The organism is Phreatobacter sp. GW821-FHT04C01, from assembly GCF_059420385.1.
This window is the reverse complement of record NZ_JBWKTP010000006.1, coordinates 402152-416607: the sequence shown is the minus strand read 5'-3', so window position 1 is coordinate 416607 and position 14456 is coordinate 402152. Positions and strand designations below refer to the sequence as shown.

The following is a 14456-nucleotide window of genomic DNA, read 5'->3' as shown; positions in this document are numbered from 1 at the left end:
CAGGAATGAAGCGAAGGGACCTTCTTGTGGGCGCGGCCGCCGGCGGCGCCCTGTCGCTCATGTCGCGGCCGGCGCTGGTGCAGCCGGCCGCGGCCCGCACCCTGCGCTTCGTGCCGCAGGCCAACCTCGCCCACCCGGATCCCGTGTGGAGCACGGCGACCATGGCGACGATCAACGGCTTCATGATCTGGGACACGCTTTATGGCGTCGACAAGACCCTGACGCCGCGTCCGCAGATGTGCGCCGGCAGCGAACTGTCCAGCGACGAGCTGACCTGGACCTTCACCTTGCGCGACGGCTTGAAGTTCCACGACAACACGCCGGTGCGGGCCGCCGACTGCGTGATGTCGATCAAGCGCTGGGCCGAACGCAATCCGTTCGGGCAGTTGCTGTGGGCGCGGCTCGACGACATCAGCGCGCTGGACGACCGTCGTTTTCAATTGCGGCTGAAGCGTCCGTTCCCGCCGCTGCTCTATGCGCTCGCCGGTACCTCGGCCTGCTTCATGATGCCCGAGCGCATGGCGGCGACCCCCTCGAACCGGGCGATCACGGAATTCGTCGGCAGCGGCCCCTATCGGTTCCTGCCGGATCAATGGGTCTCGGGCGTGAAGGCGGAATATGCCCGCTTCGAGGGATATAATCCCCGCCAGGAAGCGCCCGATTGTTATGCCGGCGGCAAGGTTGCCCATTTCGACCGTGTGCTCTGGTCGATCCAGCCGGACCCGGCCACCGCCGCCGCGGCGCTCCGGACCGGCGAGGTCGATTGGGTCGAGCAGCCGCTGCTCGACCTGGTTCCGTCGCTGAAACGGGCGCGCGGCGTCAAGGTCGACAATTTCGATCCGATGGGCACGGTCTATATGCTGATCTTCAATCAGCTGCAGGCGCCCTTCAACAATGAGAAGCTGCGCCGGGCCCTGCTGCCGGCGGTCGACCAAGCCGATTTCGTCCAGGCCATCGTCGGTGACCAGAAGGAGCTCGGCCGCAGCGGCGTCGGCTATTTCCCGCTCGGCTCGCCTTCGGCGACGACGGCGGGAATGGAGGCCTTGACCGGTCCGCGCGATCTCGCGCGTGCCAGGCAGCTGGTCAGCGAGTCCGGTTATGCCGGCGAGCCGGTGGTCGTGATGGAGCCGAGCGATGTCGCGCCGTTGAGCGCGATTTCGCAGCTTGCGGCGGACCTGTTCAAGCGGGTCGGGCTCAACGTGCGCGCCGAGACCATGGATCTCGCCACGATGATCGCCCGGCGCAACAAGCAGGAGCCGGTGGGGCAGGGCGGCTGGAGCTGCTTTCCGGTCCAGTGGAGCGGCCTGCCGGTGGCCACGCCGCTCAGCAATCCCCTGTCGGCCAACGGCCGCGCCGGCTGGATCGGCTGGCCGACGTCGACGGATCGCGAGGCCCTGCGCGGGCGCTGGCTGGAGGCCCGTTCGGAGGCCGAGCGCCGGGAGATCAGCGACGCGATCCAGCGCGAAGCCTTCAGCTCCGTGCCCTTCATTCCCGCCTGTCAATATTATCAGCCGGCGGCCTATCGGGAGGATCTGACCGACTTCGTCCGGTCGCCGTTCTCGGTGTTCTGGGGCGTCCGGCGGGTCTAGAAAACGAACGAGCGGCGGGTCGCCCCGCCGCTCGCGATCCTGGGCCGGATGGATCGATGTTAGCGCCGGCCGCGCTCGCAGATCGCACCCCAATAGGGATGGTAATAGACGACGCAGCCTTCGGCGGTCGCGGCCGTCTGCCCGCTGGCGCCGCGCGAGCCACGGCCCGGCGGGATGACGACTTCGCTGGTCGTCGGGTTCGGCGCGACGAAGCCGGCATTGCCGTCGCCGCCACCGCCACCGCCACCTCCGCCGCCACGGGCTTCGGCGAGGCCTGAGAAGGACGCGGCGAGCCCGAGAGCGAGCGCAGCGGCGAGAGCAAGAGACGTCGAGCGTGATTTCAGCATATTGGCAACTCCTTGGGAGGGGCGGTCACCGCCGCGGGGTCGCGGACCGGTCCGATAGCCATGGGTCGCGGGGCGCGCGGGAATGGTTCAATGGCGGTCGCTGGACCTGGTCGCAGAGGCATCGCGGCGGCTTGCAGGTGGGACACGGAGAAAGGCGATCGCAAAAGGAAGAGGCGGCGAGTGTCCTCGCCGCCCCTGAAATGTCCGGCTTGGTCCGGTCAACGACGTCCGACGCGCTCGCAGCGATAGGCGACGCCATGGACATTGTAGTGGCAGGCCATTTCGGTCGCCGCCGGAGCGGCGGCCCCGCCGCGGCCGCGCTGAGGCTGGTTCGGCGCCGGCGTGGCGGTTTCGACGGCGAAGCCGGCATTGCCGTCGCCGCCGCCACCGCCACCGGCTCCGCCGCCCCCGCCATTCTGCGCCTGGGCAAGGCCGGACAGCGCGATACTGAAGCCGACGGCGAGGATGCCCACCAGCGCGCGTGACGAGACATGAGATTTCGACATGATGCGTTCCCTTCCTGGTTGAGGCGACGTCCGGCATGGATCGCCGGAGAGAGCCATGATCTTTCGTCGCCTTGGACCCGGGATGGGTTCATCGCCGCAAAGGATGAGGCGGCCGGGCATGCCGAGACGCCCTTCGCGGCCGTCGTGATGGCGAAAAGCAAAATCTTCGACGAGAGGTCGAACCTTTTTCCAGCCAGCGGCAACCCATGGATAACCGGGGCGGTTGAGCGCTCCGCAACCTCTCAAGGAGACCGATCCATGACCCGCTTCAAGATCCTCGCCCTCGCCGCCGTCGCCGCCGCCACCCTCTCGGTCGCCACCGCACCCAAGGCCGAGGCCCGCTACTTCCCCTGGGGCGCGGTCGCCGCCGGCGCCGTGGTCGGAGGCGCCGCTCTCGCCATCGCCGGATCCCGCGCCTATGCCGAGCCGGCCTACGGTTATGGCGACTGCTACACGGCCCGCCGCTGGGTCGACACGCCCTACGGCCCGGCTCTGCGCCGCGTCCGCGTCTGCGAGTGATCGCCTGCCCAGCTCCGGATAGACCTTGGACCCCGGCAGGCGCCGGGGTTCTCGGCGTCAGGGGGGCGGCATCTGGCACCGGCCGACAAAAAAGCCCCGGTCCGAGGACCGGGGCTTTTGCCGTCGGGCTGGTATCAGCCGTCACATGTGAATGGCGCGCTTGTCGACGGCGAGCGCCGCTTCCTTGATCGCTTCCGACATGGTCGGGTGGGCATGGGTGGACCGGGCGAGGTCTTCCGACGAGCCGCCGAATTCCATCAGGACAACCGCTTCGTGGATCATCTCGCCGGCACCGGCGCCGACGATATGCACGCCCAGCACCTTGTCGGTCGCGGCATCGGCCAGCACCTTGACGAAACCGTCGGTCGAGCGGTTCGCCCGCGCGCGGCCATTGGCGGTGAACGGGAACTTGCCGACATTGTAGGCGATGCCCGCGGCCTTCAGGTCCTCTTCGGACTTGCCGACGGTCGCGACCTCCGGCCACGTATAGACCACGCCGGGGATGGCGTCGTAATTCACGTGACCGGCCTTGCCGGCGAGGATCTCGGCCACCGCGATGCCCTCGTCCTCGGCCTTGTGCGCCAGCATCGGACCGCGCACGACATCGCCGATGGCGTAGATGCCGGGCACATTGGTGGCGAAATGGTTGTCGATGACCACCCGGCCACGCTCGAGCGCGACGCCGACGGCCTCCAGGCCGAGATTTTCGGTGAACGGCCGCCGGCCGATCGCCACCAGCACGATATCGGCCTCGATGGTCTGGGCCTCGCCGCCGGCCGCCGGCTCGACGGTGAGCGTGACGCCCTTTTTCGTCGCCTTGGCGCCCGTGACCTTCGAGGACAGCTGGAAGGTGATGCCCTGCTTGCCCATGATGCGCTGGAACTGCTTGGCGACCTCGGCATCGGTGCCGGGCAGGACGCGGTCGAGATATTCGACGACATGGACCTCGGCACCGAGACGGCGCCAGACCGAGCCGAGCTCGAGGCCGATGACGCCGGCGCCGATCACCACCAGCTTGCCCGGCACCTTGTCGAGCTCGAGCGCACCCTCCGACGAGACGATCTGCTTTTCGTCAATGGCGACGCCCGGCAGCGGGGTGACCTCGGAGCCGGTGGCGATGACGATGTTCCTGGTCTCCAGCACCTGGGTCGTGCCATCGGCGGCCGCGACCTGCACCTTGCCGGCGCCGAGGATGGTACCGGTGCCGGTGAAGCTCTCGATCTTGTTCTTCTTGAACAGGAAAGCGACGCCGTTGACGTTCGAATCGACCGTCTCCTGCTTGTGCGCCATCATCTGCTTCAGGTTCAGCTTGGGCTGCGGCACCTCGATGCCGAAGGCCGCGAAACCATGGCCGGCCTCATTGAACAGTTCGGAGGCATGCAGCAGGGCCTTCGAGGGAATGCAGCCGATGTTCAGGCAGGTGCCGCCATGGGTCTTGCGCTTCTCGACCACCGCGACCTTGAAGCCGAGCTGGGCGGCCCGGATGGCGCAGACATAGCCGCCGGGGCCGGTGCCGATGACGACGAGATCGTAGGACATGAAGTTCAGTCTCCGGTTGAGGGTGAGGCGGCGCGTCAGCGGCCGCCCGACACCGTGATGATGGTTCCGGTGATGTAGGAGGCCTCCTCCGACATGAGCCAGAGCACGGCCTGGGCGACCTCGTCGGCCGTGCCGCCGCGCTTCATCGGAATGACGTCCTGAAACCGGGCGACCCGGTCGGGCACGCCGGCGCTGGCATGGATTTCGGTATCGATCATGCCCGGCCGTACGGCATTGACCCGAATGCCTTCGGTCGCGACTTCCTTGGCCAGCCCGACGGTGAAGCTGTCGATCGCGCCCTTGGAGGCGGCGTAGTCGGCAAATTCGTTGGGCGAGCCGAGCACCGCGGCGACCGAGCTCATATTGACGATGCCGCCGCCCTGGCCGCCATGGGCCGTCGACATCCGGCGCACCGCCTCGCGAGCGCACAGGATCGAGCCGACCACATTGATCGCCATCATGCGGGTCAGCCGCTCGAAGGAGAACTGGTCGACCCGCGATTTCAGGTCGACGACGCCGGCATTGTTGATCAGGCCCACGAGGCGGCCGAGCCGGTCGGCGGCGGCGAAGATCGCCAGCACGTCCGGCTCGCGCGCGACATCGCCCTTGACCGCCACGGCCTTGCCACCGGTCGCTGCGATCGCCGCGACCACCTCGTCGGCTGCTGCTTGGTTCGCCGTGTAATTGACCACGACGGCATGGCCGCGCGCGGCCGCCATCAGCGCGCAGGCGCGGCCGATGCCGCGGCTCGCTCCGGTGACGACGACAACTCCCTGGGACATCGGCTGTTCGCTTTCGGACATGGGGACGACGGGGCGGGCGGGCCTAGCCGCGCACCGAGATCGGTGGGTGAACCGGCTCGGTGGTACGGCAGTCGCGGGTGACGCGCGGGTTCGGGTAGTTGCGGGCCAGCGCGCAATAGTAGCCCTCGTGGATCCGCCTGACCGTGATCAGCCGGTGCCGGCCCGACACCTCCAGGATCTCGATATCGTCGGGACCGCGCTGGCCGACCGTCAGGCGCTGGGCGCCCGGCAGCCAGGACAGCTCGAACTGGCTGCAATTGCGGTCGAACATGAAGCCCGAGGAGGCGACCACCAGGCAGGCTCCCGGACCGCCGCGGAAATCGTCGTAAGGCGGGATCGCGCAGGCCGAAAGCGCCAGGGCCGCGCCGGCGACGGCGAGACCGGCCCGCGACAATCCAACTGCGTGTCCGATCGGTGACCTGGCCATGTTCCAACCTTCGCTTTGCCGCCTCATCGCTGCGTGAGGCGCCGTCTGATCTCAGCTTGCGGTGTGATGTAGCGAAATTGCAGGTAGCGCGTCAGCCAGTCGCCCACCGCCGCGCAATAGGCGCTGAGGGCTGCCGGTTCAGTGATGCCGGGTCTGACCTTGTCGAGCGAGAAGCGCGCCAGCAAGGCGGTCACATGACCCACGGAAAGGCCCTGCTCCAGCAGCAGCTTGCGGGTTTCGGCGATATCGAGCTCCCAGCCGCGGCGCAGGAGGCCCTGGGCCTCGGCTGCATCGGGGCCGGTGGCCGGACAGGCGGCGAAGGCGCCGCGCTCCAGCGCGGCGGTTCGCAGGACATCCTCGGCCATGCCGCCGAGCTGGGCGTCCCGGTTGTTTTGCGCGGCGGCCGGAGCCGCCGCGACAAGGGCGATGCAGGCAAGAGCTGGAACCAGACGCCGCATCGCCAATCTCCCGGGATCAGCTCGACCGCATCAGAGGTCCATCACCAAGCGGGCCGGATCTTCCAGGCTTTCCTTGATCCGGACCAGGAAGGTCACCGCTTCCTTGCCGTCGACGATACGGTGGTCATAGGACACCGCCAGATACATCATCGGCCGGATCTCGATCTTGCCGGCGACGACCACCGGCCGCTCCTGGATCTTGTGCATGCCGAGAATGCCGGACTGCGGTGCGTTGAGGATCGGCGTCGACATCAGCGAGCCATAGACGCCGCCATTCGAGATGGTGAAGGTGCCGCCCTGCATCTCGTCGATCTTCAGCTGGCCGTCGCGGGCGCGGCGGCCGAAATCGGCAATGGTCTTCTCGATCTGAGCGATGCCCATCTGGTCGGCGTCGCGGACCACCGGAACCACCAGGCCCTTGTCGGTGCCCACGGCAACACCGATGTGGCAGAAGTTCTTGTAGATGATGTCGGTGCCGTCGATCTCGGCATTGACCGCCGGGACGTCCTTCAGCGCCTGCACGCAGGCCCGCACGAAGAAGCCCATGAAGCCGAGCTTGGTGCCGTGCTTCTTCTCGAACAGGTCCTTGTACTGGCTGCGCAGCGCCATCAGCTGCGACATGTCGACCTCGTTGAACGTGGTCAGCATGGCGGCGTTGTTCTGCGCCTCCTTCAGGCGGCGCGCGATGGTCTGGCGCAGCTTGGTCATGCGCACCCGCTCTTCGCGCGGGGCGTCGGCGGCGGGCGAAGCCGGGCGCGCGGCGGCGGGCGCCGCTGCGGCCGGAGCCGGAACCGCGATGCCCGCGGCGATCGCGGCCAGCATGTCGCCCTTGGTCACCCGCCCGTCCTTGCCGGTGGCGGCGGCCGCCGCCGGGCTGACGCCGCTTTCGGCGGCCAGGCGTGCGACCGCCGGGCCGTTGTCGACGCTGCGCGCCGGCTGGGGCGCAGCGGCGGGAGCGGGAGCGGGGGCAGGAGCCGGGGCCGGAGCCGCGGCTTTCGGTGCCGCTGCCGGTGCGGCGGCACCTTCGGCGATCTGGCCGAGCAGGGCCTGGACGCCGACGGTCGTGCCGGAATCGGCGACGATTTCGGTGAGCGTGCCGGAGGCCGGCGCGTTCACCTCGAGGGTCACCTTGTCGGTTTCCAGCTCGACGAGCGGTTCATCCTGCTTCACGGCTTCGCCGGGCTTCTTGAACCACTTGGCGACGGTCGCCTCGGTGACCGATTCGCCGAGCGTCGGAACGCGGATTTCGGTGGCCATGGAATATCGTCCTCAACGAGAATGTTCAGACCCGGCCCGATGGCCGGGCGGGATCAGGAAAAGGCTTCGTCCAGGAAGGCCTGGAGCTGGGCGGCATGCCGGGACATCAGGCCGGTGGCGGTGGCCGCCGAGGCCGGGCGACCGACATAACGGGCGCGCTTGGATTTGGAGCCGGCGGTGCCGAGGACCCATTCCAGATAGGGCTCGACGAAGGTCCAGGAGCCCATGTTCTTGGGCTCCTCCTGGCACCAGATCACATCCGCGTTCTTGAAGCGGCCGATCTCGTGAGCCAGCGCCTTCAAGGGGAACGGATAGAGCTGTTCGACGCGCATCAGATAGACGTCGTCGATGCCGCGCTTGATGCGGTCTTCGTAGAGATCGTAATAGACCTTGCCCGAGCACAGCACGACGCGCCGGATCTTCTTGTCCTCGACGAGCTTGATCTCCTGGTTCGGCAGGACCTCCGCATCGTCCCACAAGACGCGGTGGAACGACGTGCCGGCCTCGAATTCGGAGAGCTTCGACACCGCGCGCTTGTGGCGCAGCAGCGATTTCGGCGTCATCAGGATCAGCGGCTTGCGGATGTCGCGCTTCAGCTGCCGGCGCAGGATGTGGAAATAGTTCGCCGGCGTCGAACAGTTGGCCACCTGCATATTGTCTTCCGCGCACATCTGCAGGAAGCGCTCGAGGCGGGCCGAGGAGTGCTCGGGTCCCTGGCCCTCATAGCCATGCGGCAGCAGGCAGACGAGGCCGGAGAGCCTCAGCCACTTGCGTTCGGCCGATGAGATGAACTGGTCGAAGACGACCTGGGCGCCATTGGCGAAATCGCCGAACTGGCCTTCCCAGGCGACCAGGGCATTCGGCTCGGCCAGCGTATAGCCGTATTCGTAGCCGAGCACGGCCTCTTCCGAGAGCATCGAGTTGATGACCTCGTATTTGGCCTGGCCGCCGCCGATATTGTTGAGCGGCGTGTAGCGGGCCTCGGTCTCCTGGTCGATCAGCACCGAATGGCGCTGCGAGAAGGTGCCGCGCTCGCTGTCCTGGCCGGACAGGCGCACGCGATGGCCGTCGGCCACCAGGGTGCCGAAGGCGAGCGCCTCGCCGGTCGCCCAGTCGATGCCTTCGCCGGTCTCGATCATCTTGCGGCGGTTGTCCATGAACCGGTGGATGGTCTTGTGCGCGGTGAACTTCTCCGGAATCTTGGTGATCGCCTTGCCGATCTCGACCAGGCGGGCGTGCTCGACGCCGCTCGCGCCGCGGCGCGGGTCGTCGTCGGTCGAGCCCGGTGCCTTCAGGCCCTGCCAGCGGCCGTCCAGCCAGTCGGCCTTGTTCGGCTTGTAGGACTGGCCGGCTTCGTATTCACCGTCGAGCCGGGTGCGCCAGTCGGCCTTCATGCCGTCGAATTCGGCCGCGGTCACCACGCCTTCGCTGACCAGCTTGGCGCCGTAGAGGTCGAGCGAGGATTTCAGGCCCCTGATCTTCTTGTACATCAAGGGCTGGGTGAAGGCCGGCTCGTCGCCTTCGTTATGACCGAAGCGGCGGTAGCACCACATGTCGATGACGACGGGCTTCTGGAACTTCTGCCGGAATTCGGTCGCGACCTTGGCGGCGAAGACCACCGCTTCCGGGTCGTCGCCGTTGACGTGGAAGATCGGCGCTTCGACCATCTTCGCGACGTCGGACGGATAGGGCGAGGACCGGCTGTAGCGGGGATAGGTGGTGAAGCCGATCTGGTTGTTGATGATGAAATGGATCGAGCCGCCGGTGCGGTGACCCTTCAGGCCGGACAGGCCGAAACATTCCGCCACGACGCCCTGGCCGGCAAAGGCGGCATCGCCATGGATGAGCAGAGGCAGCACCGCGGAACGGTCTTCCGGCGGGCAGCCGTGCTGGTCCTGCTTGGCGCGGACCTTGCCGAGCACCACCGGATTGACGATTTCCAGATGCGACGGGTTGGGGGTGAGCGACAGGTGCACCTTGTTGCCGTCGAACTCGCGGTCCGACGAGGCGCCGAGGTGATATTTCACGTCGCCCGAGCCCTCCACGTCGTCGGGGGCATAGGAGCCGCCCTTGAATTCGTGGAACAGTGCGCGGTGCGGCTTGGCCATCACCTGGGTCAGCGTGTTCAGGCGGCCGCGATGGGCCATGCCCAGCACGATTTCCTTCACGCCGAGATTGCCGCCGCGCTTGATGATCTGCTCGAGCGCGGGGATCATCGATTCGCCGCCGTCGAGGCCGAAGCGCTTGGTGCCGGTGTAGCGCAGGTCGAGGAATTTCTCGAAGCCCTCGGCTTCGACCAGCTTCTGCAGGATGGCGCGCTTGCCCTCCTTGGTGAAGGCGATTTCCTTGTCCGGACCTTCGATGCGCTCCTGGATCCAGGCCTTCTGGGCCGGATCGGTGATGTGCATGAACTCGACGCCGAGCGTCTGGCAATAGGTGCGCTCGAGAATGCCGACCATTTCGCGCAAGGTGGCGAATTCCAGGCCGAGCACCTTGTCGATGAAGATCTTGCGGTCGAAATCGGCCTCGGTGAAGCCATAGGAGCGCGGATCGAGTTCCTCATGGGTCTTGGGCGGATCCAGGCCGAGCGGATCGAGATTGGCGTGCAGGTGGCCGCGCGCCCGATAGGCGCGGATCAGCATCAGCGCGCGAACCGAATCGCGCGTCGCCTGCTGGATGTCGGTCTCGGCGACCGGCGCGCTCGCCGGCTGGGCCTTGTCGGCGGCTTTGGCCTTCAGCTTGTCGCCGATGACCTTCTCGATCGCCGCCCAATTGCCGTCGAGCGCCGAGATCAGCTCGCCATTGGCCTCGATCGGCCAGTTCGGCTTGGCCCAGGACGGCCCCTCGGCGTTCTTGGCGACGTCGGCGGCATCGTCGCCGAGCGTCTTGAAGAAGGCCTGCCACTCCGCGTCGACCGAAGCCGGATTGGCTTCGTAGCGGGCGTAGAGGTCCTCGATATAGGCGGCATTGCCGCCATAGAGGAAAGAGGTGAGCGCGATGGTCTCGTCTTGGCGTGCCATGATCGGTTCCTGCAGCGTTCTGGATCGCGGGCGGCGTGGGTTGTCCGCACTTCAATCGAACGCCTTATGGCGTCTTCTTCGGTGGTGGAAATCGGCCAGAAGCTGGCCGATTTCTTGTTCTTGCGAAGCGGCTCAGCGCTTCTTCTTCAAAAGTTCGACAAGTGTCGTGCCGAGCCGGGCCGGCGACGGCGACACGCGGATGCCCGCGGCCTCCATCGCGGCGATCTTGTCGTCGGCGCCGCCCTTGCCGCCCGAGATGATCGCGCCGGCATGGCCCATGCGGCGGCCGGGAGGGGCGGTGCGTCCGGCGATGAAGCCGACCATCGGCTTCTTGCGACCGCGCTTGGCCTCGTCGCGAATGAACTGGGCCGCATCCTCCTCGGCCGAACCGCCGATCTCGCCGATCATGATGATCGACTCGGTCTTGGCATCGGCCAGGAACATTTCCAGCATGTCGATGAATTCGGTGCCCTTGACCGGATCGCCGCCGATGCCGACGGCCGTCGTCTGGCCGAGGCCGGCCTGGGTGGTCTGGAACACCGCTTCATAGGTCAGCGTGCCCGAGCGCGACACGATGCCGACATTGCCCTTGCGGAAGATGTTGGCCGGCATGATGCCGATCTTCGACTCGCCGGCGGTCACGACCCCCGGGCAGTTCGGCCCGATGAGACGCGACTTGGAGCCTTCGAGCGCCCGCTTCACCTTGATCATGTCCTGCACCGGAATGCCCTCGGTGATGCAGATGATCAGCGGGATCTCGGCATCGACGGCCTCCAGGATCGCGTCGGCCGCACCCGGCGGCGGCACGTAGACGACGGAAGCGTCGGCGCCGGTCTTGTCGCGGGCTTCCGCCACCGTGTCGAACACCGGCAGGTTCAGGTGGGTCTGGCCGCCTTTGCCGGGCGCCACGCCACCGACCATCTTGGTGCCATAGGCGATCGCCTGCTCGGAATGGAAGGTGCCATTCTTGCCGGTGAAGCCCTGGGTGATGACCTTCGTCTTCTTAGTGATGAGAATCGACATCGAAGGTCCTCACTTCTTGCTTTTGGACTTCGCAGCGGCCGACTTCTTCGGCGATGCGCTGCCCGACTTGGTGGATGCGGTCTTGGTCGCGGCGGCGGCTTTCGCCGCGCCCTTGGCAGGGGCTGCGCCCTTGGCCGCCTGGGCCGCCGACTTGGTCGGCGAGGCGGGAACGGCGACCTTGGGGACGACGACCGAGGCTTTGGCGACGCCCTTCGCTGCGGCCTTGGCTGGTGCCTTGGCCGCGCTCTTGGCATCCGCCGGCTTGCCGGCCGAAGCTTTCGCTGCCGGAACCTTCTCGGCAGCGCCGTCCTTCTTGGCGGCGGCGGCTTTCGCCGGAGCAGCCTTGGCCGGAGCGGCCTTGGCGGTCGCCTTTGCCGGGGCGGGCTTGGCTGCCGCCTTCGCCGGAGCTGCCTTGGCCGGAGCGGCTTTTTTGGTCGGAGCCTTGGCGGCCTTGGCCGGAGCCTTGGCGCTCTGGCGCACGGCGGCGACGATCTTCTGGGCGGCGTCGTCGAGGTCGTCGGCCGGGATGACGTTCAGCCCGGAGCCGCGGATGATCGCCTTGCCCTCTTCGACATTGGTGCCTTCGAGACGCACGACCAGCGGCACTTCGAGGCCGACCGTCTTGACCGCGGCGATCACGCCGCGGGCGATGACGTCGCATTTCATGATGCCGCCGAAGATGTTGACCAGGATGCCCTTCACCTGCGGATCGGCGGTGATGATCTTGAAGGCCGCGGTGACCTTCTCTTCGCTGGCGCCGCCGCCGACATCCAGGAAGTTCGCCGGCTCCTCGCCGTAGAGCTTGATGATGTCGAGGGTGGCCATGGCGAGGCCGGCGCCATTGACCATGCAGCCGATCGTGCCGTCCAGCGCGATATAGGCGAGGTCGTATTTCGACGCTTCGATCTCTTTGGCGTCCTCTTCCGTCTCGTCGCGCAGCGCCACCACGTCGGGGTGACGGTAGAGCGCGTTCGAATCGAACGACACCTTGGCATCAAGCACCTTCAGCTTGCTGTCCTTGGTGACGATCAGCGGGTTGATCTCCAGCATCGCCATGTCCTTGGCGACGAAGGCCTTGTAGAGGATGCCCGCGACCGCCTCGGCCTGCTTGGCGAGGTCGCCGGTCAGGCCGAGCGCCTTGGCGATGGTGCGGCCGTGATGGGGCATGAAGCCGGTGGCCGGATCGACCGAGAAGGTCTTGATCTTTTCAGGCGTCGCGTGCGCGACCTCTTCGATGTCCATGCCGCCTTCGGTGGAAACCACGAAGGCGGTGCGGCCGGTCTCGCGGTCCACCAGCATGGACAGGTAGAATTCCTTGGCGATGTCGGAACCGTCCTCGATATAGAGGCGGTTGACCTGCTTGCCGGCCGGGCCGGTCTGAATGGTGACGAGCGTCGAGCCGAGCATCTGCTTGGCGAACTCGGCCACCTCGTCGATCGACTTGGCGAGCCGGACGCCGCCTTTTTCACCGGCCGACTTTTCCTTGAACTTGCCCTTGCCGCGTCCGCCGGCATGGATCTGGGACTTCACCACCCAGAGCGGACCGCCGAGCTTCTTCGCCGCGTCCTTGGCTTCCGATGGCTTGAAGATCGCAATGCCGTTGGAGACGGGCGCCCCGAACTCCTTCAGAAGCGCTTTCGCCTGATATTCGTGGATGTTCATCGCATCTCTCGCTTGGCGGTCTGGCCGCTTCAGGTTTCGAGGGGCCGAAGGCGGCAGCCGTCAGGGGCTGTCGCCTTCGCGCGTTCTGGAAGGGGCCGACGAGCGGGCCGGGTTATTTCGCCAGGTCGGGGGCGATGGTCTTGCAGGCGTCGACGAGGCCCTTCACCGAGGCGACCGACTTGGCGAACATGTCCTGCTCGGACTTGTCGAGATCGAATTCGATGATCTTTTCCACGCCGGTCGAGCCGATCAGCACGGGCACGCCGACATACATGTCCTTCACGCCATACTGGCCGGTGAGATAGGCCGCCGCCGGCAGGACGCGCTTCTTGTCCTTCAGGTAGCTCTCGGCCATGGCGATGGCGGAAGCCGCCGGGGCGTAGAAGGCCGAGCCGTTGCCGAGCAGGGCGACGATCTCGCCGCCACCCTTGCGGGTGCGCTCGACGATGGCGTCCAGCTTGTCCTGGTTCAGCCAGCCGGACTTGACCACCTGGTTCAGCGGCACGCCGCCGACGGTGGAGTGGCGCACCATCGGCACCATGTCGTCGCCGTGGCCGCCGAGGGTCCAGGCGTGAATGTCTTCGATCGAGACGCCGGTGGCTTCCGCCAGGAACAGGGCGAAGCGCGAGGAATCGAGCACGCCGGCCATGCCGACCACCTTGTTCGCCGGCAGGCCGGAGAACTTCTGCAGCGCCCAGACCATGGCGTCGAGCGGGTTGGTGATGCAGACGACGAAGGCGTTCGGGGCATATTTCTTGATGCCGGCGCCGACCTGTTCCATCACCTTCAGGTTGATGCCGAGGAGATCGTCGCGGCTCATGCCCGGCTTGCGCGGCACGCCGGCGGTGACGATGCAGACATCGGCGCCCTCGATCGCCTCATAGGTACCGGTGCCGGACAGCTTGGCATCGAAGCCTTCGACGGCGGAAGCCTGCGCGATGTCGAGGGCCTTGCCCTTGGCGGTGCCCTCGGCAATGTCGAACATGACGATGTCGCCGAGTTCCTTGATGCCGGCGAGGAGTGCCAGGGTGCCGCCGATCTGGCCGGAGCCGATCAGTGCGATTTTCTTGCGCGCCATGGGGAGGTCTTTCGGTGGAGCTGGTTACCGGGGCGGGAGATCCCGCATAGCCGCTTCGATATCCACAATCGCGGCCCGGTTTCAAGCTGTGCTTCAGGATGATTTGACGGTGGCCGGAACGGCCGGGAAGGTCTGCGCGGCGAGCCGCGCCCGCGATCAGAAAGGCCAAACATGGCAATGATTTGATGACGCCGGCCGGGCCGTGGTTCGATTTGTCGTCTCGGGCGT

Annotated in this window: 12 protein-coding genes and 1 pseudogene; 2 read left to right on the top strand and 11 right to left on the bottom strand. The window is 66.8% G+C overall.

Features of this window, described 5'->3' with window-relative positions:
- Positions 1-5: 5 nt before the first annotated feature.
- Positions 6-1589 (top strand): ABC transporter substrate-binding protein, encoded by a 1584-nt coding sequence (locus tag AC07WJ_RS24055; protein WP_494937199.1) that lies wholly within the window; start codon positions 6-8, stop codon positions 1587-1589.
- A 59-nt stretch (positions 1590-1648) separates the two neighbouring features.
- Here AC07WJ_RS24055 and AC07WJ_RS24050 read toward each other — a convergent pair whose 3' ends face one another.
- Positions 1649-1936, bottom strand: coding sequence for a hypothetical protein (locus AC07WJ_RS24050; protein ID WP_494937198.1), 288 nt, complete (start codon positions 1934-1936; stop codon positions 1649-1651).
- A gap of 218 nt (positions 1937-2154) precedes the next feature.
- Positions 2155-2442: a hypothetical protein gene (locus tag AC07WJ_RS24045; RefSeq protein ID WP_494937197.1), complete on the bottom strand. Its 288-nt coding sequence runs from the start codon at positions 2440-2442 to the stop codon at positions 2155-2157.
- Positions 2443-2700: 258 nt separating this feature from the next.
- Here AC07WJ_RS24045 and AC07WJ_RS24040 point away from each other — a divergent pair, with 258 nt between their 5' ends.
- Positions 2701-2961 (top strand): hypothetical protein, encoded by a 261-nt coding sequence (locus AC07WJ_RS24040; RefSeq protein ID WP_494937196.1) that lies wholly within the window; start codon positions 2701-2703, stop codon positions 2959-2961.
- Between the two features lie 141 nt (positions 2962-3102).
- Here the strand turns inward: AC07WJ_RS24040 and lpdA are convergent, their stop codons facing one another.
- From lpdA to mdh, 9 genes and pseudogenes are all read right to left on the bottom strand, one after another.
- On the bottom strand, positions 3103-4500 hold the full coding sequence (lpdA, locus tag AC07WJ_RS24035; protein ID WP_494937195.1) for a dihydrolipoyl dehydrogenase: 1398 nt from the start codon (positions 4498-4500) through the stop codon (positions 3103-3105).
- 35 nt (positions 4501-4535) lie between these two features.
- On the bottom strand, positions 4536-5282 hold the full coding sequence (locus AC07WJ_RS24030) for an SDR family oxidoreductase (RefSeq protein WP_494937194.1): 747 nt from the start codon (positions 5280-5282) through the stop codon (positions 4536-4538).
- Between the two features lie 43 nt (positions 5283-5325).
- Positions 5326-5730 (bottom strand): hypothetical protein, encoded by a 405-nt coding sequence (locus AC07WJ_RS24025; RefSeq protein WP_494937193.1) that lies wholly within the window; start codon positions 5728-5730, stop codon positions 5326-5328.
- 23 nt (positions 5731-5753) lie between these two features.
- Positions 5754-6188, bottom strand: coding sequence for a hypothetical protein (locus AC07WJ_RS24020; protein WP_494937192.1), 435 nt, complete (start codon positions 6186-6188; stop codon positions 5754-5756).
- A gap of 30 nt (positions 6189-6218) precedes the next feature.
- A complete protein-coding gene (gene odhB, locus AC07WJ_RS24015; RefSeq protein WP_494937191.1) occupies positions 6219-7445 on the bottom strand; it encodes a 2-oxoglutarate dehydrogenase complex dihydrolipoyllysine-residue succinyltransferase in 1227 nt (408 codons plus the stop codon).
- 53 nt (positions 7446-7498) lie between these two features.
- Positions 7499-10465 carry a 2-oxoglutarate dehydrogenase E1 component gene (locus AC07WJ_RS24010; RefSeq protein WP_494937190.1) on the bottom strand — a complete coding sequence of 989 codons (2967 nt, stop codon included), beginning with the start codon at positions 10463-10465 and terminating at the stop codon, positions 7499-7501.
- Between the two features lie 132 nt (positions 10466-10597).
- The gene (sucD, locus tag AC07WJ_RS24005; RefSeq protein ID WP_494937189.1) at positions 10598-11488 is read right to left on the bottom strand and encodes a succinate--CoA ligase subunit alpha; all 891 of its coding nucleotides are present in this window, start codon (positions 11486-11488) and stop codon (positions 10598-10600) included.
- A gap of 474 nt (positions 11489-11962) precedes the next feature.
- Positions 11963-13150, bottom strand: a pseudogene (gene sucC / locus AC07WJ_RS24000) (ADP-forming succinate--CoA ligase subunit beta); the annotation flags it as partial.
- 112 nt (positions 13151-13262) lie between these two features.
- The gene (gene mdh, locus AC07WJ_RS23995) at positions 13263-14228 is read right to left on the bottom strand and encodes a malate dehydrogenase (RefSeq protein WP_494937188.1); all 966 of its coding nucleotides are present in this window, start codon (positions 14226-14228) and stop codon (positions 13263-13265) included.
- Positions 14229-14456 lie beyond the last annotated feature (228 nt).

What these genes read in the sequence shown, in the direction of transcription:
- AC07WJ_RS24045 (WP_494937197.1), bottom strand. Translation starts at nt 2,442, where the DNA reads ATGTCGAAATCTCATGTCTCGTCACGCGCGCTGGTGGGCATCCTCGCC.
- AC07WJ_RS24020 (WP_494937192.1), bottom strand. Translation starts at nt 6,188, where the DNA reads ATGCGGCGTCTGGTTCCAGCTCTTGCCTGCATCGCCCTTGTCGCGGCG.
- AC07WJ_RS24025 (WP_494937193.1), bottom strand. Translation starts at nt 5,730, where the DNA reads ATGGCCAGGTCACCGATCGGACACGCAGTTGGATTGTCGCGGGCCGGT.
- AC07WJ_RS24010 (WP_494937190.1), bottom strand. Translation starts at nt 10,465, where the DNA reads ATGGCACGCCAAGACGAGACCATCGCGCTCACCTCTTTCCTCTATGGC.
- AC07WJ_RS24055 (WP_494937199.1), top strand. Translation starts at nt 6, where the DNA reads ATGAAGCGAAGGGACCTTCTTGTGGGCGCGGCCGCCGGCGGCGCCCTG.
- sucD (WP_494937189.1), bottom strand. Translation starts at nt 11,488, where the DNA reads ATGTCGATTCTCATCACTAAGAAGACGAAGGTCATCACCCAGGGCTTC.
- AC07WJ_RS24040 (WP_494937196.1), top strand. Translation starts at nt 2,701, where the DNA reads ATGACCCGCTTCAAGATCCTCGCCCTCGCCGCCGTCGCCGCCGCCACC.
- lpdA (WP_494937195.1), bottom strand. Translation starts at nt 4,500, where the DNA reads ATGTCCTACGATCTCGTCGTCATCGGCACCGGCCCCGGCGGCTATGTC.
- AC07WJ_RS24050 (WP_494937198.1), bottom strand. Translation starts at nt 1,936, where the DNA reads ATGCTGAAATCACGCTCGACGTCTCTTGCTCTCGCCGCTGCGCTCGCT.
- odhB (WP_494937191.1), bottom strand. Translation starts at nt 7,445, where the DNA reads ATGGCCACCGAAATCCGCGTTCCGACGCTCGGCGAATCGGTCACCGAG.
- AC07WJ_RS24030 (WP_494937194.1), bottom strand. Translation starts at nt 5,282, where the DNA reads ATGTCCCAGGGAGTTGTCGTCGTCACCGGAGCGAGCCGCGGCATCGGC.
- mdh (WP_494937188.1), bottom strand. Translation starts at nt 14,228, where the DNA reads ATGGCGCGCAAGAAAATCGCACTGATCGGCTCCGGCCAGATCGGCGGC.